General features: G+C 29.7%; 37 protein-coding genes. 33 read left to right on the top strand and 4 right to left on the bottom strand.

Annotation, left to right across the window (positions count from 1 at the left end; genetic code table 11):
* The first annotated feature begins 278 nt into the window (after positions 1 to 278).
* The 33 genes from NGI68_RS08580 to NGI68_RS08420 all read left to right on the top strand — a co-directional run bounded on the left by NGI68_RS08580 (position 279) and on the right by NGI68_RS08420 (position 24,099).
* Positions 279 to 1,049: an antA/AntB antirepressor family protein gene (locus NGI68_RS08580; protein WP_251861058.1), complete on the top strand. Its 771-nt coding sequence runs from the start codon at positions 279 to 281 to the stop codon at positions 1,047 to 1,049.
* Between the two features lie 12 nt (positions 1,050 to 1,061).
* The gene (locus tag NGI68_RS08575) at positions 1,062 to 1,505 is read left to right on the top strand and encodes a DUF722 domain-containing protein (protein WP_251861057.1); all 444 of its coding nucleotides are present in this window, start codon (positions 1,062 to 1,064) and stop codon (positions 1,503 to 1,505) included.
* A 165-nt stretch (positions 1,506 to 1,670) separates the two neighbouring features.
* Positions 1,671 to 2,087, top strand: coding sequence for a helix-turn-helix domain-containing protein (locus NGI68_RS08570; protein ID WP_251861056.1), 417 nt, complete (start codon positions 1,671 to 1,673; stop codon positions 2,085 to 2,087).
* A gap of 237 nt (positions 2,088 to 2,324) precedes the next feature.
* A complete protein-coding gene (locus tag NGI68_RS08565) occupies positions 2,325 to 2,942 on the top strand; it encodes a recombinase family protein (protein WP_251861055.1) in 618 nt (205 codons plus the stop codon).
* Positions 2,943 to 2,987: 45 nt separating this feature from the next.
* Entirely contained in the window at positions 2,988 to 4,721 is a 1,734-nt protein-coding gene (locus NGI68_RS08560) for a hypothetical protein (RefSeq protein ID WP_251861054.1), read from the top strand.
* A gap of 3 nt (positions 4,722 to 4,724) precedes the next feature.
* Positions 4,725 to 6,002 carry a phage portal protein gene (locus NGI68_RS08555; protein ID WP_251861053.1) on the top strand — a complete coding sequence of 426 codons (1,278 nt, stop codon included), beginning with the start codon at positions 4,725 to 4,727 and terminating at the stop codon, positions 6,000 to 6,002.
* Positions 5,992 to 6,723, top strand: a complete 732-nt coding sequence (locus NGI68_RS08550) for a minor capsid protein (protein WP_251861052.1) — start codon at positions 5,992 to 5,994, stop codon at positions 6,721 to 6,723. Before NGI68_RS08555 ends, NGI68_RS08550 begins: the two co-directional genes overlap by 11 nt.
* Before the next feature lie 34 nt (positions 6,724 to 6,757).
* Positions 6,758 to 6,940, top strand: a complete 183-nt coding sequence (locus tag NGI68_RS08545) for a hypothetical protein (RefSeq protein ID WP_039261245.1) — start codon at positions 6,758 to 6,760, stop codon at positions 6,938 to 6,940.
* Positions 6,941 to 7,011: 71 nt separating this feature from the next.
* The gene (locus tag NGI68_RS08540; protein ID WP_251861051.1) at positions 7,012 to 7,314 is read left to right on the top strand and encodes a hypothetical protein; all 303 of its coding nucleotides are present in this window, start codon (positions 7,012 to 7,014) and stop codon (positions 7,312 to 7,314) included.
* 14 nt (positions 7,315 to 7,328) lie between these two features.
* Positions 7,329 to 7,592: a DUF6275 family protein gene (locus NGI68_RS08535; RefSeq protein WP_039261243.1), complete on the top strand. Its 264-nt coding sequence runs from the start codon at positions 7,329 to 7,331 to the stop codon at positions 7,590 to 7,592.
* Between the two features lie 89 nt (positions 7,593 to 7,681).
* Complete coding sequence (locus tag NGI68_RS08530) at positions 7,682 to 8,275, top strand: DUF4355 domain-containing protein (protein WP_251861050.1); 594 nt, start codon at positions 7,682 to 7,684, stop codon at positions 8,273 to 8,275.
* A 17-nt stretch (positions 8,276 to 8,292) separates the two neighbouring features.
* Positions 8,293 to 9,183 carry a phage major capsid protein gene (locus NGI68_RS08525; RefSeq protein ID WP_251861049.1) on the top strand — a complete coding sequence of 297 codons (891 nt, stop codon included), beginning with the start codon at positions 8,293 to 8,295 and terminating at the stop codon, positions 9,181 to 9,183.
* A gap of 45 nt (positions 9,184 to 9,228) precedes the next feature.
* Entirely contained in the window at positions 9,229 to 9,399 is a 171-nt protein-coding gene (locus NGI68_RS08520) for a hypothetical protein (protein WP_003495399.1), read from the top strand.
* Between the two features lie 9 nt (positions 9,400 to 9,408).
* The gene (locus NGI68_RS08515; protein ID WP_251861048.1) at positions 9,409 to 9,669 is read left to right on the top strand and encodes a hypothetical protein; all 261 of its coding nucleotides are present in this window, start codon (positions 9,409 to 9,411) and stop codon (positions 9,667 to 9,669) included.
* A gap of 1 nt (position 9,670) precedes the next feature.
* Positions 9,671 to 10,081: a DUF6751 family protein gene (locus tag NGI68_RS08510; protein WP_251861047.1), complete on the top strand. Its 411-nt coding sequence runs from the start codon at positions 9,671 to 9,673 to the stop codon at positions 10,079 to 10,081.
* The gene (locus tag NGI68_RS08505) at positions 10,081 to 10,425 is read left to right on the top strand and encodes a minor capsid protein (protein WP_251861046.1); all 345 of its coding nucleotides are present in this window, start codon (positions 10,081 to 10,083) and stop codon (positions 10,423 to 10,425) included. The genes NGI68_RS08510 and NGI68_RS08505 overlap by 1 nt, the downstream gene beginning before the upstream one ends.
* A complete protein-coding gene (locus NGI68_RS08500; protein WP_251861045.1) occupies positions 10,422 to 10,847 on the top strand; it encodes a chloramphenicol resistance protein in 426 nt (141 codons plus the stop codon). Before NGI68_RS08505 ends, NGI68_RS08500 begins: the two co-directional genes overlap by 4 nt.
* Positions 10,848 to 11,348, top strand: coding sequence for a hypothetical protein (locus tag NGI68_RS08495; RefSeq protein ID WP_251861044.1), 501 nt, complete (start codon positions 10,848 to 10,850; stop codon positions 11,346 to 11,348).
* On the top strand, positions 11,338 to 11,682 hold the full coding sequence (locus tag NGI68_RS08490) for a DUF6673 family protein (RefSeq protein ID WP_251861043.1): 345 nt from the start codon (positions 11,338 to 11,340) through the stop codon (positions 11,680 to 11,682). Before NGI68_RS08495 ends, NGI68_RS08490 begins: the two co-directional genes overlap by 11 nt.
* Positions 11,682 to 12,275 (top strand): bacteriophage Gp15 family protein, encoded by a 594-nt coding sequence (locus NGI68_RS08485; protein ID WP_251861042.1) that lies wholly within the window; start codon positions 11,682 to 11,684, stop codon positions 12,273 to 12,275. The genes NGI68_RS08490 and NGI68_RS08485 overlap by 1 nt, the downstream gene beginning before the upstream one ends.
* Positions 12,276 to 12,331: 56 nt before the next feature.
* Entirely contained in the window at positions 12,332 to 12,961 is a 630-nt protein-coding gene (locus tag NGI68_RS08480) for a hypothetical protein (protein ID WP_251861041.1), read from the top strand.
* A gap of 72 nt (positions 12,962 to 13,033) precedes the next feature.
* Entirely contained in the window at positions 13,034 to 13,180 is a 147-nt protein-coding gene (locus NGI68_RS08475) for a Com family DNA-binding transcriptional regulator (RefSeq protein ID WP_251861040.1), read from the top strand.
* Between the two features lie 51 nt (positions 13,181 to 13,231).
* Entirely contained in the window at positions 13,232 to 16,060 is a 2,829-nt protein-coding gene (locus NGI68_RS08470; protein WP_251861039.1) for a phage tail tape measure protein, read from the top strand.
* On the top strand, positions 16,060 to 16,851 hold the full coding sequence (locus tag NGI68_RS08465; RefSeq protein WP_251861038.1) for a distal tail protein Dit: 792 nt from the start codon (positions 16,060 to 16,062) through the stop codon (positions 16,849 to 16,851). The genes NGI68_RS08470 and NGI68_RS08465 overlap by 1 nt, the downstream gene beginning before the upstream one ends.
* On the top strand, positions 16,851 to 17,291 hold the full coding sequence (locus tag NGI68_RS08460) for a hypothetical protein (RefSeq protein WP_251861037.1): 441 nt from the start codon (positions 16,851 to 16,853) through the stop codon (positions 17,289 to 17,291). The genes NGI68_RS08465 and NGI68_RS08460 overlap by 1 nt, the downstream gene beginning before the upstream one ends.
* On the top strand, positions 17,288 to 19,807 hold the full coding sequence (locus NGI68_RS08455) for a phage tail spike protein (RefSeq protein ID WP_251861036.1): 2,520 nt from the start codon (positions 17,288 to 17,290) through the stop codon (positions 19,805 to 19,807). The genes NGI68_RS08460 and NGI68_RS08455 overlap by 4 nt, the downstream gene beginning before the upstream one ends.
* Positions 19,808 to 20,008 (top strand): hypothetical protein, encoded by a 201-nt coding sequence (locus NGI68_RS08450; protein ID WP_251861035.1) that lies wholly within the window; start codon positions 19,808 to 19,810, stop codon positions 20,006 to 20,008.
* 2 nt (positions 20,009 to 20,010) lie between these two features.
* Positions 20,011 to 21,576, top strand: a complete 1,566-nt coding sequence (locus NGI68_RS08445; RefSeq protein ID WP_251861034.1) for a hypothetical protein — start codon at positions 20,011 to 20,013, stop codon at positions 21,574 to 21,576.
* A 14-nt stretch (positions 21,577 to 21,590) separates the two neighbouring features.
* Positions 21,591 to 21,887, top strand: coding sequence for a hypothetical protein (locus tag NGI68_RS08440; RefSeq protein WP_251861033.1), 297 nt, complete (start codon positions 21,591 to 21,593; stop codon positions 21,885 to 21,887).
* Positions 21,888 to 21,951: 64 nt separating this feature from the next.
* Positions 21,952 to 22,176 (top strand): hemolysin XhlA family protein, encoded by a 225-nt coding sequence (locus NGI68_RS08435; RefSeq protein ID WP_251861032.1) that lies wholly within the window; start codon positions 21,952 to 21,954, stop codon positions 22,174 to 22,176.
* Positions 22,177 to 22,192: 16 nt separating this feature from the next.
* Positions 22,193 to 22,381 (top strand): hypothetical protein, encoded by a 189-nt coding sequence (locus NGI68_RS08430; protein ID WP_251861031.1) that lies wholly within the window; start codon positions 22,193 to 22,195, stop codon positions 22,379 to 22,381.
* A 28-nt stretch (positions 22,382 to 22,409) separates the two neighbouring features.
* Positions 22,410 to 23,165: a DNA adenine methylase gene (locus tag NGI68_RS08425; RefSeq protein ID WP_251861030.1), complete on the top strand. Its 756-nt coding sequence runs from the start codon at positions 22,410 to 22,412 to the stop codon at positions 23,163 to 23,165.
* Positions 23,166 to 23,184: 19 nt separating this feature from the next.
* On the top strand, positions 23,185 to 24,099 hold the full coding sequence (locus NGI68_RS08420) for an N-acetylmuramoyl-L-alanine amidase (protein WP_251861029.1): 915 nt from the start codon (positions 23,185 to 23,187) through the stop codon (positions 24,097 to 24,099).
* A gap of 49 nt (positions 24,100 to 24,148) precedes the next feature.
* Here NGI68_RS08420 and NGI68_RS08415 read toward each other — a convergent pair whose 3' ends face one another.
* From NGI68_RS08415 to NGI68_RS08400, 4 genes are all read right to left on the bottom strand, one after another.
* Positions 24,149 to 24,583 carry a hypothetical protein gene (locus NGI68_RS08415; protein ID WP_251861028.1) on the bottom strand — a complete coding sequence of 145 codons (435 nt, stop codon included), beginning with the start codon at positions 24,581 to 24,583 and terminating at the stop codon, positions 24,149 to 24,151.
* Positions 24,584 to 24,803: 220 nt separating this feature from the next.
* Entirely contained in the window at positions 24,804 to 25,112 is a 309-nt protein-coding gene (locus tag NGI68_RS08410) for a hypothetical protein (protein ID WP_251861027.1), read from the bottom strand.
* 65 nt (positions 25,113 to 25,177) lie between these two features.
* The gene (locus NGI68_RS08405; RefSeq protein ID WP_251861026.1) at positions 25,178 to 25,333 is read right to left on the bottom strand and encodes a hypothetical protein; all 156 of its coding nucleotides are present in this window, start codon (positions 25,331 to 25,333) and stop codon (positions 25,178 to 25,180) included.
* 132 nt (positions 25,334 to 25,465) lie between these two features.
* The gene (locus NGI68_RS08400) at positions 25,466 to 25,840 is read right to left on the bottom strand and encodes a hypothetical protein (RefSeq protein ID WP_251861025.1); all 375 of its coding nucleotides are present in this window, start codon (positions 25,838 to 25,840) and stop codon (positions 25,466 to 25,468) included.
* Positions 25,841 to 26,128 lie beyond the last annotated feature (288 nt).

The following is a 26,128-nucleotide window of genomic DNA, read 5'->3' as shown; positions in this document are numbered from 1 at the left end:
TGTAAAGTATTGATATTACTATATTCTTTATATAAATATATATATAAGTTACCAAGTTACCTAAATATAAAAATAATATACGTACGTGTATATATTTTGAATTATATATATAAAAGATAGGCACATTATTTTTACAAAAAGGTAACCATAATAAAAAATATTTAAAGTATTAGTATTACTAAGGTTGAGGCATGTTAAAAAAGTTACCTTTTTAAGACTTCAAAAAGGTAACCCAAACTATAAAATAAGCAATAACCAAAATAAGGAGTGTAAATATAATGAATGAATTAATTAAAATAACAACAAATGAAAATGAAGATAGGTTAGTTAGTGCTAGGGAATTACATGAGTTTTTAGAGAGTAAACAAGATTTTACAACGTGGGTTAAAAGTAGAATTGAAAAGTATGGTTTTATAGAAAATAAGGATTATACCACATTCCATAAATTTGTGGAGCGTGAGAGAAGTAATTTAGGCTCAACTAGAACAGAATATGCAATTACATTAGATATGGCTAAAGAGTTGGCTATGGTAGAAAACAATAAAAGAGGTAAGCAAGCAAGAGAATATTTTATAAATATAGAAAAGAATTATAGAAAAGATTTATTTAAAATTCAAGATAATGCATATAAAAAAATAGGACAACTTGAGATGGAAGTACAAGCTCTTAAAGATAAATTACCTAAACCAGTTTTAATTGCTAAAAGAGAAATAAATGTAATAGATTTATTTAACTACATAAACAAAATATCTGGGGATGGATTATTATTTAATGAAATGTACTATAAAATTGATAAAGTAAAAGGAACTCTTTCAATTGATATAAGAAAAACATATAAAGTATTAAGAGAAAATTATAAGGATGTAGAAATGTTTAAATCTCAACCTGTTGCAATAGAAAGAGCATTAGAAAAACAAGATTTTTGTTATGGAGCTTACTTTGTAACAAATTTATTAAATAATAAATATGAAATGAAACCAACTCATGTTGCAATTATAGATATTAAAAAATTAGAAGATGCAGGAGGTTGTATTGATAATTTACATTAGGAGGAGATAGGCATGGAAGAAAATAAATTTAAAAAAACAGAATATCATTTATATAACTATAAAGATATAGATATATTAAATGAATTAATAGATATTAAAATAAAAAAATTAAAGAATGATATAAGCGTTAAGGGAATAGAGTATGGAGAGAGAACAGGAAAAACAAACAAGTTTAATTCAGAAGTAGAAAATGAAGTCATAAGAAGAGAAGAATATATTCAAAAAGAATTAGAACTATTACAGCAAGAGAAAGAAAATAGAATAAATGAAAAAGAATTGGTTAATAAGGTTATGGAGCTATTAGAATATGATGAAAAGAAATTAGTTGAGTTAAGATATTTTAGTAAGCCAACAAAGAGTTGGACAAGTATAGCACAGGAACTTAATCAATCAGTTGATAATTGCATTAAAGTAAGAAGAAGGATAATAAGCAGAATATCTGAATTATTATTTTAGTATTATTGTATTATTATTTTAGTATTATATTATTGAAAGGTTACAGTTTTGAGTTATTTTAACGTTATATAATAGTATCATAGGAAATAAAGTAAGAGGCACTTAGTTAATAGCTAGGTGTCTTTTTTATTGTAATTAATGTACAAGTGTCTAGGAGGTGATTATATGTCTTATGAAGTATTAACAGTACAACAAAATGATATGGTTACTATGCTCATAGAAGGTGAAAATATAACGGATATAGCTAAGAGATTAGGTGTTGTTAGGAGTACTGTTTATAATTGGCTTAGTAAAGATAATGTAAAGGCTGAACTGGACAGGCGGAAACGAGAACTTAGTAACCAAGGTAATCAGCTTATTCTTAAAGACCTTACTACTTATATAGGTAACATAAAAGAATTAGCTAATGATAAGAGTGATAAGCGTGTGTGTCTTGCTGCTAACCAATATCTTATTAATAGAATCTATGGTAATCCTACTAATGTAGTGGAGGATAATAAAGAGAATAATAATGATACTTTAGATACTAATGTGTTGGAAGAAGAACTAAATAAGTTTAAGAAACTTAAGTGTGTTAAATAGTTTATAAAGGTATACTTTAATAAACATAGTTAAACAGTATAAAAATATGTTTATTAAATACATAAAATAAATTAATAAACGTTTATAAAATAATATTGACATTGGTAAACACTAATTATATAATATAAATATAGAAATTTATAGACCCGGGGTACTTCTAAAATGAAAAATTCAAATTGCCCCTGTGACCAGTTCTACAGTTTCTATAAAATTTTAAAAAGTCAGAGGTGTTTATTAATGGAAAAGGTATATGGGTATTTAAGAGTTAGTACTAAAGAACAGAATTTAGATAGACAATTAGAAAGCGTTATTCAATATTGTAAAGAAAATGATATTGAAATTGCCGAAAGAGATATCATTACTGATAAGCAATCTGGTAAAGATTTTAATAGAGAAGGATACCAAACATTAAAAAATAATTTACTACGTTCTGGAGATACTTTAATAATTAAAGAACTTGATAGACTTGGTAGGGATATGATAATGATAAAAGAAGAATGGAGAGAATTACAGAAAAAAGGTATAAATATAATTGTAATTGATAATCCAATATTGAATACTGTTGGAAAATCAGATTTAGAAAAAAATCTTATTTCAAATATTGTATTTGAATTATTATCATATATGGCTGAGAAAGAAAGAATTAAAATTAAAAAGCGTCAAGCCGAAGGTATCGCTGCGGCTAAAGCTAAAGGACAAAAACTTGGTAGACCAGAGATTGAATTTCCTTCCAACTGGAATGAAGTATATAATGAATGGAAAGATAAAAATATTACAGCCGTTAAAGCTATGGAGCTTACAGGACTTAAAAAAAATAGTTTTTATAATTTAGTTAAAAGATATGAAACTCACTAGGAAATTATTGGTGAGTTTCTATTTTTACATAAGGTAGGTGAGTACATGACAGAAGAACAACAAAATACATATTTATTATTCAAATATCTCACAGAGCAATTTATTTCTGCTGGAGCGGATAATCCCGAGGAAAAAGCCAAAGAACTTATTTTATCTAATAGTAGTAATTTATTTGGATATCATGGATTAGCGTGGCAATTAGGAAAATTGAATATGGAGTTTTTCTGCATGTACTTTCTACAAGATACTTTTTTACCTAAAGAAAATAATGCAGCGGCTCCTATAGCTAAAGTACATAAAGAGATATGGCATGATATAGAAAACGCTATTATTGGAGAAGGAGCCGACCAAATAGGAAGAATACTTCCAAGGGGAACTGGTAAATCTGTCTTTGGTACTTTTGCTGGTACTATATGGGCACATTGTTATAAACATAAAAAATATACTCTTATTTGCTCGGATATAGGGAGTACCGCAGAGAAATTTATAAGTGATATTAAAAATACATTATTAGAAAATGAACATATTAAAAAAGCTTTTGGAATTATTTTAGATGATAAAGATAAAAGATATAAATGTAATAGTACTCAACTGGAACTTACCAATAAAACTTTCATTGAAGCTATTTCCTCTGCCAGCCCCATGAGAGGGCGTAAATATGATAATTGTAGACCAGATTTTATTATTTTAGATGATTATCAATCCGAGGATGATGTAAGAACAGAACAGGCACGTGAGAACAAGTGGAAACGATATTCAGATGATGTTAAATACGCTAGTCAAAAGGCAGTCATAAGAAATGGTAAAACAATTAAAAAAGGAACTACATTTATTGCATTAGGAACACTTCAACATAAGGAGTGTTTTTATTCTAGGCTATTAAAAATGCCTACATGGAAATTTAAGAAAGAAAAAGGTGTATTGTTAGAAGATATAGACTTGTACTTTACCACTGGATTGTGGAGTAAGTTCAAGTCTATTTTATTTAACTTTAAAAATGAAAATAGGCTTGAAGATGCAAAAGAATTTTATTGGCAACACAAGGAGGAAATGCAATTTTCATTACTGTGGAGTGAGTTTTGGGATTGTTTAGATATAGCCTTATCATATTATGAAAATCCTTCAAGCTTTAAACAGGAAGTCCAGGGTGATGTTGATAGCATTGGGCAAAAGTGGTTTAAAGGTGTAAGAACTGAAACGAGAAAAGAAATAGAGACACATAGTTTTTATAAAAGTATGCTTTTAATAGACCCCGCTAGTGGTGGGGGTAAGAAAAACGACTATAGTGCTTTTTTAGTAGGATCTATGGGAGATAATAATCTAAAATATGCCCGTAAAGCTGAATTAGCTAAAATAAATGCTAGAACTGATTTTGATAAGTATGTTGACCATGCAATTAAACTATTAAAGGACTATCAGGATATAAGTCACTTGTATATAGAGAAAAACACATTTAATGGTGCTGATGCAAATGCCATTGAAAATAAAATAAATGATGATCCAGTGCTAAGAAATAGAAATATTACTATAATTAATGAACACCAAAAGAAGAATAAAGATGATAAGATTTCTACCCTAATACCTTATATTAATAAAGGGCAGATTATATTTGCTGAAGAAGATAGTGAGTTTACGAACCAGATATTAGATTTCAGAGGGCAGAAATATTCAGTTCATGATGATGCTCCGGATATAACTGCTGAGTTTAGTATTAGAATTGAAAATATAGAGGTAGTTGAAAATGTAGTACTATTCGATAGGAAAAAATTTGGCTTGTAGGAGGTGATTGAAATAGATATAAATTTACTTAAAAAAGCTTATGAGGAATATCAAAATAACTTGCAAACTTATGCTAAAATGTATGCCTATTATAAGGGTAATACTGACGCTATTAATAATTATCAGATGGTTACTGAAAGATCTAATAATAAAATAAATACTAACTTTATTAAGAAATTTATAAAAGAAGAAGTTTCTTATAGTGTTGGAAATGATGTAAATTATATAAGTAAATCTGGAAATGAAAATATAGTCAATGACATTGACTATTACCTGGACCACTGGAGTGAGGGACATGATTCAAATTTAGCTAAAAATATGCTTATATATAGTTTGGCTTATGAATTATATTATGCAGATAAAGAAGGACAATTCTCTAGTAAAATAATAAGTCCACGAGAAGGATATGCCGCCATAGATGATTTTGGCAACATATCTTTTTTTATGCACACATATAAACTGAAATTTGATGATACAACTTATATTGACGTGTATACAGATAAAGAAATATTACATTTTAATGATAAGTTTGAAGAAATTAAACCTAAAACAAAACATATTTTCGGTGCTGTGCCAGCTGGATTAGCTAAATTAAGTGAAGAAGGTAAAGATGATACTTTATTTAAGGATTTAAAAGGACTTCAAGATGCCTACGAAACTAATTTATCTGATATAAGTAATGAAATAAGTGATTTTAGAAATGCTTATATGGTGCTCACTGGAGTAGCTATAGATGAAAAAGATATTCCGAAGATGAAAAAACTTGGAGTAATGCAGATTAAAGATAAAAATGGTACTGCAGCATGGCTCATAAAAAATATTAATGATACTTTTATCCAAAATACCCTTAATACCATGGAAGATAAAATGTATCAATTATCTAGCCATATAAATCACAATGAAAAAATGCAAAGTAATTTATCATCTTTGGCACTTAGGGCTAGACTAATAGCATTAGAGGAAAAATGTAAACTCAATCAAAAATCTATTGCAGATTGTATTAAAACTAGACTTAAATTTTTATTTATATATTTAAAAGTTATTAAAAATATTGAATATGACTTTAGAGATATAAAAATTAAGTTTACCCCTAATATCCCACAAGATGATTTAATGACAGCTCAAGTAATTAGCCAGTTAGGTGATAAGTTATCTACTGAAACTGGATTAAGTTTATTATCATTTATTGAAAATCCTAAAAATGAAATAAAAAAACTCAAAGACGAATTACCTGGAATGAATTTGGATGATATTGTGGGTGATGTTAATAATGAGTTATAGTAAAAATGAAGAAGAAAAGTTTATCCAAGGCCTTTATGATGAAGCTAATGAACAGCTGAAAGAAGTTTATAAAGAACAAAAAGAAAATAGAGATGAGTTATTAAGAGAAATAGCATTAATTATGCTTACTTATACTATTATAGATGGTTTAATGAGCCTTAGGAGCAGAGATAAATCAAAGGAATATAAAAGGTTGTCTAAGCTAATTACAAGTACCACACAAAGCCAAAAAGGCATACAAACACGTGTTATAAATAATATTTTAAATAATACAGTTAAAAATACTTTTGATTTTTACTCTTATAATGCAAATTTAAAAGATGTTAGAAAAATTATAGAAAGTAATTTTAAGGGCAAACATTTTTCAACTAGAGTTTGGGAAAATGAAAAAGCGGTAGGAGAACATTTGTATAAACAAGTTAAACAGTTTCTAAATGGTAAGATAAATGTTAACCAAATAAAAAAAGATATAGAAAAAACTTATAATAGTAGTGCTTATGAAGCTAAAAGGTTAACTGAGACGGAAGTTAATCGTTGTGAAGATGAAGCTTTTAGGAAATTTTGTAAAGAAGTTGGAGTTAAAAAAGTAAGAAGAAATGAGGTATTAGACCGTAGAACCTGCTCAGAGTGTGCTACATTGGATGGTAAAATATATAATTTAAATGACGCACCTGGAGTTGTACATCCTTTGTGTAGAGGGTTTAATACTGTTGAAGAGTAATGGTATAATATTCTTGTAGTAAGGAGGTGGAATTATGTTTAGAAAATTTATTCATCCTAATTCAAAGAATATCGTAACAGCTGAAATTAAAAAAAATAATGATGGTAATGATATAATAATGTGCCCTAAGTGTAATTTAGAAATTATGGGTAGTGAGTATAATTGGGTTTGTAAAAAATGTGGAATAACATTGATTGGGCCTTTATTAGAAAGATAAAAATATTTTAGCACGTACTAAGTAAAAATAGTAGGTGCTTTTATTATATTTAAAATCAAGGAGGGATAGATGTGAAAAAATTATTTATATCTCAACCAATGAGAGGGTTTACAGATGAAGAAATTTTAAAAACTAGAGAAGAAATTAGACTTAAAGCAGAAAAAACTATAGGAGAACCAATAGAATTAATAGATTCTTTCTTTGGAGATTTTAAACCTATAGGTAATATACCAGTATGTTATTTAGGAAAATCTATAAGCTTACTGGCCGAAGCAGACGTTGCTTTTTTTGGTGATGGCTGGGAGGATGCAAGAGGATGCAAAATTGAACATGAAGTTGCAGTACAATACGGAATTGATAGGATAGAAGATTAGAGGAGGAAAATTAAATGAATGAAAAAGAATTTTTAGAATGGTGTAAACGGGAAGTATGTAACTATACCAATAATCATTTGGATAAAACCGATAAGAAAAAAATCACAACAGATGATGTATTCATGGTATGGAGTTGTAAAACTCTTCAAAATAATAAAGCTCTATTAAGTACTACTTTATTTGATGGGATGTATTACGAGTGTACTTACAATGGAGATAAGAAAGAGATGTATGTAGATGCTTATAAAAAGTGGGAAAATTATAAGGTTGAAAAATAATTGAGTCTTAGGAAACTAAGGCTTTTTATTTTAATTAAAATGTGTCTTTAGTCCTAATGGGTTAAAGGGACAAATAGGAGGAAAGTAAAATGTTAAAAAGTGAATTATTAAAATTAATAGAAAGTATAGAAGATAATGGAGAAGTTGACGAAATATTAGCTACTTCTGAACTGGCAACCAAGTTTGGTGGTTTAGACGTATTTAAGCAAAAAATGAATACAGACAAAGAGTTTAAATCTTATATTGATAGTTTAAAAGACCAACATTTAAATAAAGGATTAGACACCTGGAAAGCTAATAATTTGCAGAATTTAATTGATGATAAAATTAAAGAATTATATCCAGAAGAAGATCCAAAGGATACTGAATTAGTAAAATTAAAGCAAGAAATGGAGAATATGAAGAAAGAAAAAATAAAAGAGCAGCTAACTAATAAAGCTCTTAAAATAGCTACTGAAAAAGGTCTACCAACTGATTTGGTAGATTATTTTATTGGCCAAGACGAAGAAACTACAGATAAAAATTTAGAAACACTAGAAAAAGTATTTACTGATAAGTTAGAAACTACAGTAAAAGAAAGATTAAAAGACAATAGTTATACACCACCAAGTGGAGGAAGTGATCCAGAAGGTGGTTTAGATTTTATATCTGTAATAAAAGACAATCAAGTAAAAAGAGATTAAAAAGGAGAGTGTAAAATATGGCATATTTAAAAGATGAATTACAAGGTTTTGTACCTACTGAACAGGCAAATGGAATAATGAAAGATGTAGCAAGAGGTTCCTCTATACTTAGATTAAGTAAAGTTGAGCCTATGAAGTCAGATAAGAAAAAATTTAGCATTATGACGGATGGCCCAGGAGCTTACTGGGTGGGTGAAACTGAAAGAATACAAACATCTAAGGCAGAATGGATATTCCCAGTGATGGAAGCTAAGAAGTTAGCTGTAATAATTCCAGTAACAAAAGAAAAAATGAATGATACCACTATAAATGTATTTGGAGAAATGCGACCAGCAATAGCAGAGGCTTTTTATAAAGCTATTGATAGTGCTTGTTTGTTTGGCACAAGTTCTCCATTTTCTAAAAGTATTTATAGTGTAGCTAATTCTGCAGGAAATAAAATAGAATTAGAAACAAACGGAGCTGGTAAACTTGACTTAGATATATCTGATGTTATGGCTTTAGTTGAAGATGATGGATTAGATATTAATGGTTTTGCGGGACACTATGGACTTAAAAATTCTCTTAGAAAATTAAGAGATGCAAACGGCAATGCTTTATTTGTTCCAGGTGTAGGACAAAATGAATTATATTCTAATCCTATAGAATTTGTAAGAAATGGTGGTTGGGATAAAACTAAGGCTGAATTAATAGCTGGTAATTGGATGTATTCTTTAGTAGGCATGAGAGCAGGTATTGAATATGAAATACTTAAAGAAGCTACTCTACAATCTGTTACTATGGGTGATGGTAAACCATTATCTTTAGCTGAAAATGACATGGTGGCAATCAAAGCTAGTATGAGATTAGGTTTCTTACCTATAAAAGATAAGGCATTTGCTTTATTAACACCAAAAGCTGGAGCATAAGAGGAGTGAAACTCCTCTATTTTAGTTTAAAGGAGGACTGTGAAAGTGAACAAATACTGTAAAGGTAAAAGAACAATATATGCTACTGAAAGAGCATTTGAAGTAATATATAAGGACCAAGGTTTTAAACTTGTGAAGGAAAAAGCTAAAGATGATGAAAGTGTTAAAGATAATGAATCTACTGATGATAAAGAACAGGAAAATGATGAAAAGTAGGTGTTTTAAATGACTATTGAGCAAAAAAAAGCTATTTTAGTTATTAGAAATTATCTGAATAAGGATTTAACAGAAGATTATATATTAGAAAATTATGATTTAGCAGTAGAGCAGTTAATTAATAATGCTGATAAATTAGAAAATATAAAAACTCCTGGAGTTAAATCTATGTCTGAGGGTAACCAATCTATAAGTTTTGATAGTAACCCTTGGAGCATAACAGAAGATGTTAAAGCTTTATTACCTACGCCCTACGTAAGGATGTGGTAATATGGGAGTTTTATTTAAAAATGCAGATATAACTATATATAATAAGTGGTATGATTCTATGAATGATATAGATAAATATCAAAGAACAGTCATTAAAGGCGTTAATTGGCAAAGTAAAAGGAATGGTGCTGTTAGCGATAAAGGTTTGTTACTTGCAGATAGTACACTTATATTTATAGATAAGTTCGATAAATATATCAGCTCTAAGAGATTTTTAAAACTATCTAATGAAGAAAGACTTAATTATTTTACATTAACTCCAGGAGATAAAATAGTTAAGAATGAGGTTACTTTTGAAATATCAGGAGTATCACCGTATCGAATAGGTGACTTGGAGAAAAACTTTGATGATGTAATAGATATTAAGTCTGTAAATATATTAACTGACCACATGGAAGTGGAGGGAGTATAATGTCCACTACAGTTAGAGTACAAATTGATAAGACGCAAAAAATTTTATTAAAAAGATATTTAAATAAAAATGGTCAAGCACAGGTTAAGTTTACTAAAGAAGTGGCCAAAGAATGTAATAACTATGTACCATTTCTTACTGGTAGATTAAAAGATATGAGTGTTGAGTTAAAAACAGATAAAATAATTTATAATGCTCCTTATGCTGCTAAGCAATATTACAGCAATAAAGGTGGCAATAGAGGAGCTTTAAGGGGTAAGTATTGGGATAAAAGAATGTGGAGTGATAAAGGAGATATTATTATAAAAACTATAGCTGAATTTGTTGGAGGTAGAAGTAAATGATAATAGATTCTTTAAGAAATTATATAAGAAAATGTCCCTATTTAGATACCTTTAACAATGCTATAAAAGTTAATGTAAATTATTTAGAACCTAATACAGATACTTACTCTATAGAAGAAATCCCAATAGAGCCTATTATAAAGAAGTATGTTAATGGAGATAGTGTAAGGCAATATGCTTTTATATTTACATCTAGAGAACCTTATGGAGCAGATGTATTACAGAATATAGATAATAGCGGATTTTATGAAAAATTTGCTGATTGGATTGAAAATAATAATATATTGCCAGTGCTGGAAAATAACTTAGAACCTTTAGAAATTAAAGTTACTAGCACTGGCTATGCTTTTGCAGTTACGGAAGACACTGCTCAATTTCAAATACAGCTTAAATTAAAATATTTTAAGAAAGGAATGATATAATTGGCAGTTAGAAAAAGAAAAATACAAGCTAATTATTTAGAAGTAACAGGTGAATTTGAATTACTAGGTGCTGGATTCACAGAGCTTAATGAGAGCCCATCTGCACAAACAACATCTAAAAGATATATTAACCAATCTAGTGCAAGTCAAAGTATTACTGGCTATGAATGGGGAAGTGAATTTACTGCGGATCAAATAAATAGCGAAAAAGCTATTGAATATATAAGAGAAATCGGAGAAATGCAAAAAACAGGACCTGATACAGAAACAGATTATTTAATTGTAGATTTGGATAAGCCTGGAACTACAGAAGGAAGTTATAGAGCTAGAAAAATAAAAGTAGCAGTTTCTGTAGATTCCTTTGAGGATAATGACGGAGATTTAGGAATAAGCGGTTCTTTCTTAGGTATAAGTGATCCAATGTTAGGTACATTCGACATAAAGACTAAAACATTTACCGAAGGATTTACACCGAAAGGAGTGGTAGTAAGTGATAATTAATAATGTAGAATTAGAAGATTTAGATATACTAGATTTAGAGGTTGCTGAAAAGTATGAAAAAGCAATTAAGGGGATTGACGGAATTGCTGAAAAAGTAAAAGGTATGACAATAACTGAGAGTGTTAGAACTCAATGCAATGCTATATTTAATATTTTTAATGATCTATTTGGTGAAGGTACAGATAAAAAGGTTTTTGGCAATAAAGTTAATCTATTGACATGTTTAAAAGCCTTTGATGAACTTATAACAGAAGTAAATGCAACAAATGAAGAAGTTGAAAAGATAGCTAATAAATATTCCCCTAATAGAGCACAGAGAAGAAAGAAAAAATAATGAATATGCTAATAGATTTAGTTCCAACTACGGTTGAAATAGATAATAAGGAGTATGAGATTGATTCTAATTTTAGAGTGTCCATACTCTTTGAACTTTTAATGCAAGATAATAAACTAAGTGAAGAAGATAAGATCGTACAAGCGTTACAACTCTATTATCCTGTTATACCAAGTAATATTAATGGGGCAGTTGAACAGATGCTATGGTTTTATAGATGTGGAAAAGATATAATAGCATCTAAAGGTACTGGAAAAGGGAAAAGTACGCAAATCTATAGTTTCAATTTTGATGATGACTATATTTATAGTGCTTTCCTAGATCAGTATAGTGTAGATTTGCAAGATATAGAGTATTTACATTGGTGGAAATTTAAAGCTATGTTTAAAGCTCTTAAAGAAGATAATGAGATAGTTAAAATAATGGGATATAGAAGTATGGATTTATCTAAAATAAAAGATAAAGAGGAGAAAAATTATTATAGGAAAATGCAAGAGCTATACAAGATTCCAATTGCCAAAGACGAGAAAGATAAATTAGAAGAAATAAATAACATATTACTAAATGGTGGAGATGTTAGTAAAGTATTGTAATGTATTCCTCTTATAATATATAATATATAATATATTATATATGGGGAGGTCATGCTATGAAGGCGGGAACAACATATTCTAAAAAACAATATAAATTATATTCTAAAGTGTATTTGGTAGTAGGAATAATCTTTGCAATTTTAGGTATATTTTTAACTATAGCTTTCCCACCAGTTGGAATAATTGTGTTAGGGTTTGGGACAGTGGTGATAATGGTTTCTAAAAATTTTAAAAAGTCTTCGATTGAAGGTGGGCACCCAAAAGAAGTCGAAGACTTTGTTTCAACTAGTGAAGTTAATGGCTATATAAAATTTAATGATAATACAAAACAGATGCTAATATCACCGAAATTTAATCCTAAAATAGTGAATTATTCAGATGTTTTGGACTTTGAATTAATTGAAAATGGGAAAACAGTTGTAACTAAAGGTGGCTTAGGGAGAGCTGTTGCAGGTGGAGTTTTGTTTGGAGGAGTAGGAGCCATTGTAGGTGGAGCTACAGGTAAGAAAAAGAGTATAACAAGTGTAAGCGGGCTAAAAATAAAACTTGTAGTAAAGGATATGAACAATCCTAATTTATATATAAATATAATAACAACCCCTACAAAAATTGACACATTTGTTTATAGAACTTCATACGAAATTGCTGAGAAAATATTATCAATGCTTCAAATAGTAACTTCATAAAATTAATTAGAATAATTAAATAATATATTTATAAAAAATAAAGACACTTACATTAGTAGGTGTTTTTTTGAGGTGATTAATATTGAAGAAATAAGATGCCCTGACTGTAATCAGTTGCTTTTGAAGGCTGATTATATTAAAGGCGAAATAAAATGTGTTAGATGTAAGAAAATAATTAAATTGGAATTGAGCAAAGAACAGAGCCAAACCACACCATAGAGTAGTGAGTGAGCCTGTCTTTTTTATTTTATATAAAAAGCAGGTGAAAAAATGGCAGATGGTAAAATCATAATTGATACGGAAGTAGATAATAGCGGAATTAAAAAAGGTATGGATGAAGCTACTAAAAGTGCTAAATCTCAAGCTGCTAAATTAGCAGCTGAATATCGAAAACAAGGTATGTCCGCGTCTGAATCTTTTAAAAAGGCGTGGAGTGAGATTGAGCGAGATTCTGCTAAACAAGGTAATAACACCGCTAATAATTGGCAACAATCAGCTGAAAAGATGAACACTATAGCTAATAAAGGGTTGAAAGGTATAGCAACTGTGGTTGCAACTGTAGGAACAACTATGGGGGCTATAGGGACATTTGCGATTAAAACCGGTGTAGATTTTGAAAGCGCCTTTACTGGCGTTAGAAAAACAGTAGATGGCACCGAAACTCAATTCGCACAATTAGAAAAAGCAATTAGGAATATGGCTAAATCTATGCCTGAAAGTGCTAGTGAAATAGCTGGTGTTGCTGAAGCAGCTGGGCAACTGGGTATAAAAGTAGAGAATATAGAGGGCTTTACTAAATCCATGGTTATGCTTGGTGATAGTACGAATATGAGCAGTGAAGAAGCAGCAACTTCTCTTGCGAGATTAGCTAACATTACACAGATGCCACAGACTGAATTTAACCGACTCGGTAGCGTTATTGTAGCATTGGGAAATAATCTTGCTACAACTGAAAGTGAAATAACAGCTATGGGTTTAAGACTTGCGGGCGCAGGCCACCAAGTCGGTATGAGCGAAGCACAAATTATGAGTTTTGCTGGTGCGCTTAGTTCTGTAGGAATTGAAGCTGAAGCTGGTGGAAGTGCTTTTTCTAAAGTTATGGTTGATATGCAACTTGCAGTAGAAAAAGGCGGAGAAGGATTAAACCAATTTGCCAAGGTAGCTGGGATGAGTTCTAGCGAATTTCAAAAGGCTTTTAAAGAGGATGCAGCAGGCGCAATTATAGCTTTTATACAAGGTTTAGGGAAATGCCAAGAAAGTGGGCAATCTGCAATTGGTGTTTTGGATAATATGGGGATTACTGAAGTCCGTATGCGAGATGCTCTTTTAAGAGCTGCGGGTGCAGGGAATGTATTCACAGACGCTTTAAAGCTAGGAACAAAGGCATGGGATGAAAATATTGCGCTAACAAAAGAGGCTGAAACAAGGTATGCTACAACTGAGAGTAAAATGAAAATGATAAAAAATCGAATTGTAGATTTAGGCATAACCATGTTTGAAAAATTTAAAAAACCTTTTGGAGAATCGTTAGATTCTGTAATAAAGTCCTTAGAAAAATTATCTAGCAGTCTTAGTAATGGGGCATTAGGGGAAAGTGTAGACAAACTTGCATCAAGCTTTGGGAAAATGATTGCAAGTATAGCCGAAGGGAGCGCAAATTGGTTACCTAAAATTATTAATGCTTTAGCATGGATTATGGATAATGCAAGCTTTATAGCTTCAGGTATAGGTGGTATAGGTGCTGCATTATTAACTTTAAAAATAGCAAGTACAATAGGTAAAGCCGTTGGTACTTTTAAAAAGCTTTATTCAGCTATAGCGGAAGGAACTCCTATTTTGCAAGCTTTTAATACTGTACTAGGACTTAACCCAATTATATTAATTACAGCGGCTGTAATTGGATTTATAGCTGCGTTGGTAATTCTCTGGAACACGAATGAAGGTTTTAGAAACTTTATAATAGGGGTATGGAATGCTATTGCAGATGCTTGTAAAACAGTATGGGGCGGAATAGTTAATTTCTTTACTGTAGATATACCCGCAGCATGGCAATCGTTATTAGATTTTTTTAGTAACATACCCGAGTGGTTCTCTAATTTATGGGCTACAATTAAACAGGCTTTTGTAGATGGGTGGAATGCTATAGTAAATTTCTTTACAGTCACTATCCCAGAGTGGATAAACAACATAGGGGAATGGTTTGGACAATTACCTTATAAAATTGGTTATGCCTTAGGTTATGCTTTAGCTACAATAGTTAAGTGGGGAGTAGATACATGGAATTATCTTGTTACAAATGTACCTATTTGGATAAATAATGTTGTTAATTTCTTTGCTACATTACCAGGTAAAATATGGACTTGGTTAGTTAATACAATTAATAAAATAGTAGCTTGGGGACAACAAACATATACAAATATGGTTAATGGTGCTACAAGGGCTATAAACGCAGTTATTCAATGGTTCACTACACTACCGAGTAGAATTTGGCAGTGGTTAGCTAATACAATACAAAAAGTAGCTCAATTTGCAGTTAATTTAGCATCTAAAGCACGTGAGGCAGGAAGTAATATGGTAAATAATATAGTTCAAGCAGTTAAAAATCTACCTTCTAAATTTGTAAGCATAGGTAAAAATATTGTTCAAGGTGTATGGAATGGTATTACTGGAATGGGCGGATGGATTAAAGATAAAGTAAATGGATTCTTTAGTAGAATTGTAGATGGTGCTAAATCTGCACTAGGTATACATTCACCTTCCAGAGTTTTTAGAGACCAAGTGGGTAAATATATGGCTCAAGGTGTTGGAGTTGGATTTGAAAATGAAACTGAAAATATAAAAAAATCTATGGAAAAAGACCTATCTGCATTAGTTTCTAAAATGCAAATGACAGTAGACCATGAGGTAGCAACCACAACCGCAGGAGTAGTAGCAAGTAGGAATACAACAACAAATTCAACAGTTACAAACAATAACGACAATGGATTAAATATTACTATAGAACACTTTGAGAATAAAACCGATAAGGATATGCCAGCTTTAATGGAAGAAATAGAATTTTGTAGAAAGCAAAATAGCTTAGCAAGAGGAGGGGTATAATGGAAGATGGCTTTATTTGGAAGGGTATACATTCAAGCGAAAAAGGTTTAAAAATTATATCCCTTCCAGATGTGACAACCCCAGAACTAAGGGTAGAGAAGGTAGTTGTTCCAGGTAGAAGTGGAGATTTAACTTTAACGGATAATGATTACGAGGGCGAAGTTAAGTCTGTTGAGTTCGATTATTTCAATAATAATTTTGATGATATAAAGACATGGTTAACTGGGACAGGAGAAGTTATTTTCTCTAATGAGCCTGATAGATATTATAAAGCTAGAATAATTAATAAAATAGCTTTGGATCAAGTATTAAAAAAATTTCATAGTGGAATAGTACAATTTGACTGTCAGCCTTTTGGCTACTCTTTAAATGATAGTCCAATAATGAAAATAACAGAAAATAACGTAACTAGAAATAGCAAAGTAATACATCCACTAGCTACACTTAATTATAGTGGTGGGAATTTAGTAGAAGTAAATAAGTTACCAGTTATAAATGAAAGTAATTCTATGGAGATAATTAATCCTGGCACTGTAGAAAGTGCTCCACTTATAACTATCTATGGATATGGAAATATAGATCTAAACATAAATAATAATATAATTAATCTAACAAATATACAAAATCACATAACAATAGATAGTGAAATAATGGATTGTTACAGAGATGGACAATTATTTAATAACTATATGAAGGGAGAGTTCCCAACCTTCAAACTAGGAATAAATAAAATATCTTGGATGGGGAAAATTCAAAGACTAGAGATAAAACCAAACTGGAGGTGGTTGTAATGGCTTATACAAGAACGAATTGGGTGGACGGATTTACACCACTAAATTCGGATAATTTAAATAATATTGAAGCTGGTATTGCTAAAGTAGATAATTCATTATTGAACATTTATACAAAAAATGATTGGAAAGTTTATAAAAAAGATGGATTTACATTCCTTGAATTTCCCAATGGAATCCAAAGAATAACTGGTATTGTTGATTCAGTTGTGGGGAGAGGTTATGCAGCTATTGCATTGCAAAATTATTTTAAAGAAATATTTGATATAGATCCTCAGATTAAATACGGTGAGGGTGGCAGTGAGGAGAATAAAGTTGTGATAGGTTCAGTTCAAATATCTCCAGTGAGCAATACCAATATTTATATAAGACTGCTTACTGGAGATGTACCACAACAACCACGTAAAATTTATTTTCAAGCTTGGGGAATTAAAAAATGATTAAATTATTTGAACCTACTGCCACAGATTTTACAACCAATGGGGTAACCATATTAACTAACGCTATAGATGCAGAAATTTTGGAGGAGTTGAATGGAGCTTATACACTTACTTTTAAATATCCTATAGAAGAGCCCAAGATAGTAAAAGGTATAATACAATCTAATGTTAATGTAATTACTAATAAGAGTACAATAGTAGGAACTAGGACAGATGTGAATCTGCATCCTAAAAGTTACTTTTTACAGAAAGGTTATATAATTTATGCTAATGGACAACCTTTCAGAATTTTTAATATAAACCGTGATATGCCTATGATTACTATTGATTGTAGGCATATTTTCTATGACTTAGCAGATAATTTCCTAGAAGATGTAAGACCAACAAATTTGAATAGATTAGATGCATTAAGGTGGATTTTAGAAAGAACTCAATACCCTCACAAGTTTACCGCCACTGGTAATTTAGGTGGAACAAACACAAGGGACTTTATAAGAAAAAATCCAGTTGATGCTATTATGGGTGATGATGGCATTATAAAAAACTGGGGTGGAGAAATTGTAAGGGATAACTTTAGTATAGGTATATGGGACAACCGAGGAAATGACAGAGGTGTCTTAATACAAAGTGGTAAAAATTTAGTAGGTATAGAAGAAGATTTAAATACAGATAACGTAATTACAAGAATTATGCCCACAGGTCTTGATGAAAATGATACTGTTATTATGCTCCCAGAAAAGTATATAGATAGTCCAAATATAGATATGTATCCACATCCCAAAGTAAGGCACGTGCATTATGGAGATATAAAAGTTAATAAAGAAACCAATATTACTAAAGATGATGTAATAAGGCTATTAAGATTAAGAGTTAAGGAACTTTATGAAGTAGAAAAAGTAGATATTCCAGAAGTTAATTACAAAGTGGATTTTATAGAACTTAGCAAAACAGAAGAATACAAGAATTATATATCTTTGGAGAAAGTAGAAGTTGGGGACACTGTAACAGTAAGATACAATAAATTAAACTTAGATATAAAAGCTAAAGTAATAAAAACAACTAAAAGACAGTTAGGAAATACGTGGATTAACGATACTGTAGAGCTAGGTAATTTTAAAAAAGATATAAGTAATTCTCTAAATAAAATAGATTCTATAACAACACCAGATGGGAAAGTTAAAGGTGAAGTAATATGGGGTCCTATAGATGCTGCAAAGGCAACTTTAAAAGCTATGGCAGATAGTGCAGAAACGCAAGTGGAAAGAGCAGTTTTTTTCGAGGATAGGGATACAAATTCTCCAACCTATGGAGCAATGTGTCTTGGTACTAGGGGGTTCCAGATAGCTAAAGAAATGTCTAACGGAGAGTGGCAGTGGTCTACCTTTGGAACTGGCCAAGGATTTACAGCGGACTTAATAAGTGCTGGTGTATTAAAATCTTTAGATGGTACTTTAAAAATAGACTTGGGCGGTGGAGCCTTTAGAACATATAACAATACAGGATTTCCAGCAATAGATATGGAAAATATGAATCTTAGTTTTTATGATTGGAAGAAAGCCAATAGTAAGGTTGGCATGTTTTATACATCTTACCAATTAGATGAGCCTCAACAAATGGGCTTGTCATTTGCTCATTTTCAAGATTATATTATGAATTTAACTTATTATAATCCAAGTGAGGATAATTACCTTGCTTATATTACATTTGATAAATATTTTAAGAGAGATACAACTCGACAACCGATAACAATATCTGAAAATATGGATGTAAGACGAAATATGTACTGGTATTGGGCGGCTAATAATGCAGTTATGGCAAGTTTACAATTATGGTCTACGGGTTTGAATATCGGATATATGGGAGATAATTCGAGACTTAATTTTGGTAGGCAATGGACAGATAGTATGGATATAATGTTTAGTGCTTTAAATCATAGGACATCTTCAAATCATGTAGGTTTTGCAAGTTGGGAAAATGCTCATTTCGATAAAGAAGTAAGGGTATCTGGTGCTTTAAAAGTAGATGGTAGTAAGAACTCACTTCAAAAAACCCAACATTATGGGGACAGGTTAATAAATGCCTATGAAACAATGGGTTATTATTTCGGTGACTTAGGTAGTGGAATAGTTGGAGAAGATGGAATTGCTATTGTAGCTATAGAAGATATGGTAACTGAGGTTATGAATACTGATATACCTTACCACGTGACTTATACCGAAATAGTTCCGTATGAATTAACAGATAAAGAAGTGAAAAAGCGTTCTCCATTTAGGTTGGTTGAAATGAAGCCAACTTATTTTATATTTAGGGGAGAACCTAACACACATTTTACATGGGAACTTAAAGCTAAAAGAAAAGGCTATGAGCAGGTAAGGGCTGAAAATAATGCCAATGATACTAGACTTAATAATATAGATGATCATATTGAATTTGAATCAACTGAAGAAAATGACAATTTAGAAAATGTTTTATTAGAAGAAGATACTTTAATTGATAATTTATTAGGGGGTTTTTAAATGAAAGTATTAACAGGAATAGCAATAGTAAATAGAAGTGAAGGTAAGAGAATAGCCTACACATGTTCAAATGTAAATGAGATCACTGGAGAGATAATCGAAGACAACATAAAAAAATCATTCATAGCACTAAATACTGATTTATTGGAACATGTAAAAGCGTTAGAAGATTATGTAAAAGAAAATAAAATTGAGGTCTAATTATGAGCATTTTTATAGGAGGAGATACAACAGAAATACCTTATAATTTTTCTACGAAAGTAGCTGGTAGTATGACAGAATGTCCTATGAAGTGCTACTATGCTGATAGTCCAGAATTATTATTTCCAAATGATACTAAGTGGATTGAATTTACCCAAGAAGAATATGATAAATTAAAAAAATTAGATAATATTGTATCTCCTAATGGAGGATATGGAGTTGGAGAAAAAGGACAATTTCTTATAGAATTAGACCTTAATGGATTGTGTAATAGTTTATATGGTGGATCTAATACTGTTTTAAAAAATTCCATTAAAGAAATAAAGGCTTATACATGGGCTATGGGTTCTGGAGATAATGGCGGTAATATTGGTTATAAAGGTGTAAGTAGAATGTGGGTACCAACTGGAGGGTATTGGACTTTAGATTCATGGTTGGACAAAGGCACAGCTTTTAATTATTCAGATAAGATAGAAAATATGTATTCACATTCTTCAGAGGTGAGGAATCTAATTACAAATAATAATAAAATATATATATTAATATCTTCTGGTTATCCAGCCAGTGGAACTATTCCAAGTAAAGTATTCTTAGATTATATAAATATAAAATTAGAACTAGTAAGACAACGAGATAAAATAGATCCAATTGATATAGAACTAGGAGAAGAATGGAGTGTTTTACTTAAGGGTGTAGCAATTTATCCTCAATCCCTTGAAGCTAATCAAAGCATTATTAATATTGCAAATTCATATGGGAGATTTTCATTTTATAGACAAGGCACCAACAAATTACTTAGATTATGGGAAAGTTATAATAGTTTATTGAGCGCAGAAACAATAACAACAGAAGCTAATAAATTTCAAGTATGTAATATACTTATAATCAAAAAGGACAATATGATAACTGGTTATATAGCTAAAAATAAAGATAATAATATTTATAAAGCTTCCATAAGAACTTCATTAACAAAAGGACTTTATAAATTATATCTTGGCAGAGCTTCAATGGACTTAGAATACTCAGATTCATTTATAGAAGATATTCAAGTTTTAAATAACAAAACTTTTAAGGATGAGGAAATTGAACTAATGCTAAAGGGTAGAAATGAGATAGATCAAAACAATAATTATTATAATAAATTAGCAGAGAAATATAAAAACCCTAATATATGTCCACCATTAGATAATTTTTATGTTAGGGGATATAATTCTGCAACTGTAGAGTTAAAAGATAATAAATTATTTATACAAAACAATAGCTCTCAAAGCAACAGTGAAGAACAATATGTGTTTTCTTCACATTTCCAGTTGATGCCTAATAATAGATATGAATTACAAGTAAATTGTGAATCTATAGGAAATTGTGAGGTATTTATATTAAATAGTAAAACCCAATTTGGTTTAAGTATTTTGAATGGTAAAAAATTAACTACTGGAATAAATAAGTTTGTATTTACAACTACAGAAACAAACTGTCCATTAGATTCTCAACACATTCGATTTGATGTAAACACATGGGATTCAAAATTAATTGTGAATTCAATAGAATTAAGAAGATTAGATTAGAGAGGATGATATTAATGTTTTATAATGTAGAGAAAAAAGTAAGTTCTATTTATAACAAAGAGGAGTTGCAAATAGTAGGATATATAGATGTATTTTTAGATGAAGATAAAACTCAAAAGCTAACAACCATAAGCTTTAATGAATTAGGAATTTATTTAGCCTTCAAAGATTGCCCTAAGGATAAAGAAATATTTAATAAATTTATAGAGGATAAGGCTTTAGAGGAAATAAATAAAGAAGAAATACAAAATAAAATACAAGAAGTTAAACTAGCCTATGATATGGGATTAATAGAATTAAATAATTTATAAAGGAAAAGTAGAGACCAGACAGGTCTTTTTTATTTTATATAATTTTAATTACTGGAGGTGCAGTGTGGAGCAAAACATACAGCAGGAAATACTAGAAAGAATTGTCCGCATAGAGACAAAGATAGATGGATATAACAGCACAAGAGAAAAGGCAGATGTAGCTTATAATAAAGCTATGGAAAATGAAAAAGATATAGCAGAAATGAAAGATAATCAAAAATGGCTCTGGCGTACAATTGCTGGAGCTATTATTTTAGGCATCTTAGGTGCAATAATAAAATTTAATTAGAAAGGTAAGTGATAATATGGAATTTTTAAAACAGTTTCTACAAATAAAAAAGATAATAGCATTATTAACCACTATAGTATTCTGTACTTTAGCACTAAAAACTAATATATCTAGTACAGAATTCTTAAGTGTATTTACATTAATAATAGGATTTTATTTTGGACAGTCCAGTGCTAGACAAGCAGTAAAAGAAAATAAAGAGTAAAAAATTAATTAAAGGAAGGTCTATACAAATGTTAAAACCACCAATTAGTCGAATGGGCGGGAAGAGTAAATTAAGAAAAACAATTATAAAAATGATACCAGAACACACTTGCTACGTGGAATTATTCTTTGGTGCGGGATGGGTGTATTTTGGTAAAGAGCCATCCAAGGTAGAAGTTATTAATGATATAGATAAAGAATTAATAAATCTATTTAGAATGATTAAATACCATTCTCCAGAAATAGAAAGATTACTACAATATGAATTTTCAGGACGAGATATATTTGAAGAATATAAAAACTATACTATAGAACACCTTACAGAGATACATAGAGCTGTAAGGTTTTTATATTTAATATCTCAAAGTTTTGCTAGTAAGTGTAATCATTATGGATATGGGACTAATACTAAGCCATCACCAAAAATATTCTATGCAAATGCTTTAAGTGATCTAAAAGAAAGGCTAAGAAATACTTATGTAGAAAATTTGTCCTTTGAGAAAATAATAGAAAAATATGATAGACAATATAGCTTTTTCTTTGCAGATCCACCATATTTTGAAACTGATGGATATGGTAACGAATTTGGAGAAAGTGAGCATTTAATATTAAGGACTAAACTTAAAAATTTAAAAGGGAAGTTTTTATTAACAATAAATGACCATCCACAAGTAAAGGAATGGTACGAGGGATTTAATATGAAAGAAGTAGAGGTTAATTACTCTGTATCAAGAGAAAAGAAGGCTCGAGGAAAATATAAAGAACTTATTATAACTAATTATTAAATTTTCAGGAGGTAATTATATGAATATAATTAATAATAATTTAAATTTTAGATCAATGGACTATGGAAATAGTCCTAATACTATTGTTTTACATCATGCAGAAGATTCAAAATGTACTATACAAGATATTCATTCATGGCATTTAAATAATGGTTGGAGTGGTTGTGGTTATCATTATTTTGTGCGTAAAGATGGGTCTATATATAAAGGTCGTCCCGATAATGCCATAGGGGCTCACTGTCCTGGCATGAACGACCATTCTATAGGAATATGTGCAGAAGGGGCTTATATGAGCGAAACAATGCCTCAGGCTCAGAAAAATGCTATTATAGAACTTGGCAAATACTTAAAAGATAAATATGGTATTACTAAGGTTGGAGGACATAGAGAATACTATTCCACGGATTGTCCTGGAACTAAATACCCTTTAGGAGATATAAAGAACGCAATTATAAGTGGTTCTTCTAGTAGCTCCAGTAGTGGAAGCTCTTATAATGTTAAAGAAGTTCAAACTATGCTTATAAAGATCGGATATCCTTGTGGATCATATGGATCTGATGGAGTTTGGGGAAGTGGTACACAAACCGCAGTAACATGTTTTCAAAAAGATTGTAATTTAAAAGTTACAGGTGTCATAGATTCAGCAACTTATAATAAAATAAAATCAGAATATAATAAAAAGAATAATGGACCTGTTACAAACAAACTAACTATTAATAATAATACAGGATATATTAATTTAGATGGGAAAACTGGCTATATAAATACACCTAGTGGTGTAAATGTTAGAGAGAGCAAATCTACAAGTGCTAGAATATTAGGTGCTTTACCTAATGGAACAAAAGTACAATTATATAGAAAAGAAGGAGATTGGATACACATTTATTATCCTCCACATGGTGGGTATGTATATGCTAAATATATAAAATATTAAATATTAAATATTGCAATAAAATAAGAGATATAGATTTTTTCTATATCTCTTATTCATCTTTAAAAGCTTTATCAATTAAATTTACTATAAATTCGTATTTTTTTATTATCCCATCTTTAAGAGCATTGAATAAATCAGTTGGTATGTCAATGTTGTTATCCATACATATTATAATTAATTCATTTACTAGCTTTTTAGAATCTTCTTTTAGTGATATATCAACTAAATTAATTAAATTATTTTTTTCTACTTTTAAAATCAATTCTTTTATAAAATCGATTAATTTATTATTAATATCTTTTGAATTATCTTTTTTGCCTAGAAATTGCAAAAACAAATCTTCTTTTACAACCCATGTTCTTCCAATTTGTTCTTTATATTCATGATTGAATTTTTTTATCATTCTATTGGCATATCCTGAATCAATTTTATATTGAGTATATATATCTACTAAAGGCTTCCAACCTTCTTTTAAAGCCTTCATTTTTAAAGTCTCCTTTTTCTGTTATTTACTTTTCAATGTTATAATATTCTTAGAATATTTAATAAATTTCATGTTCTCAGGTTCAACTTTTTTATATTCTGATTTGCCTTATTTGTTACCCCTATTATTTCATTATCTGTAAAAATTATATAATCATATATTGATACATCATACTAATTTTAAATTTCTCATTTATTCTTTATCCATAGTTAACACCATACTACTTTATTATTTTTAATACCTTGAAGTCAATAACCATTTCTACATCCATAAAAATACCTTTTTCTATTCTAGCATAAACAATATTTTTTTTGTCTTTATCCCATTCGTTATATTGTCTGTATGCTTCTATTAGATCAGTACCAGTATATTTTATACTAGGTGTACTATTAGGGCTAGTTACTGCATATTCTTCAACTGTAAACTTAGTTTTTTCTAGTTGTTTATTTACTTCATTCAAGGATATTTCTATATCCTTTTTGTATTCTTGCTTGTTTAATTCTATTTCATTAAAAAAGTCCTCGAACATATTAAACCCTCCTTAATTTTATGATATAATATATTAAACAAAAGAGGGTGTTAGCCCTCTTTCATCTAGTAGCCTAACTGTTTAAGTTTCTTATGGAAAACTTCGTACATGTTAGGGTTTTCTTTAAGTTCTTGCTCGAACTGGTTAAGTTCTTCATGTAAGATTATTTGGTTGGTAGCCTTGCATAATCTAACATAAAGAGTAAAAACTTTTAAATTCATATTATCACCTCCCTTCACCTTATGATATAATTATATCATAATAGAATGACATAGTCAACAGTTTATTATGACTATGGTGAAATATTTTTGTGATAATATGAATAAAAAAAGAGTGGATTGAACCACTCTTTTTTATTTTAATTTTTTTCTACCTTCTGAAGTAGTATGGTAAACTCCCACTATGTTATTACCTTCAAAATATAATGTAAAATAATTGTCTGATTTATCACCTTTTAAGAATAAATTATATCTTTCTCCTTTATCCCAGTTTGCAACTTTTTCAGTTTTTTCTATCTCAGTGGATCCGAATAAGTTCTTATTTGCTTTTACGAATTTATCCATAACTTTTACTTTTTCATCTTGTTTAACTTCAACGTTATTAGTTGTTGTTTTAGCCTCTTTAGTATCTTTTTTGTTACCTGCAATAACAATAAAAATTATAAATAATATTAATATTAGTGCAACTATTGGATGTTTTTTAGATTTTTTTGTTTTTTGTTCATTCATTTAATTTTCCTCCAATGTATTTTTTATAATTTAATGGTTAAAATTTCATTAATATTATTTAAACATTTATTTTTAATATTTTCAAGAATAAAATCTCCTGCTTTATAATTTTACAACAATATCAGCAGTTCATTTTCCACATATGGGTAATACGACCGATATAACAATACTATAGTTATTAATACTTTATAAATAATATTATTAATATATACTAACTACTACAACTAACTAAATAATATATACCTAAAGGTATACTATAAAATAATAGTTTGTGGTTGATTTGTCAAG

The sequence above is a fragment of the Clostridium sp. Marseille-Q2269 genome (genome assembly GCF_943736985.1).
Taxonomy (GTDB): domain Bacteria; phylum Bacillota; class Clostridia; order Clostridiales; family Clostridiaceae; genus Clostridium_F.
Note: the sequence above shows the minus strand (reverse complement) of the source record. Positions and strands in the feature narration are given on the sequence as shown.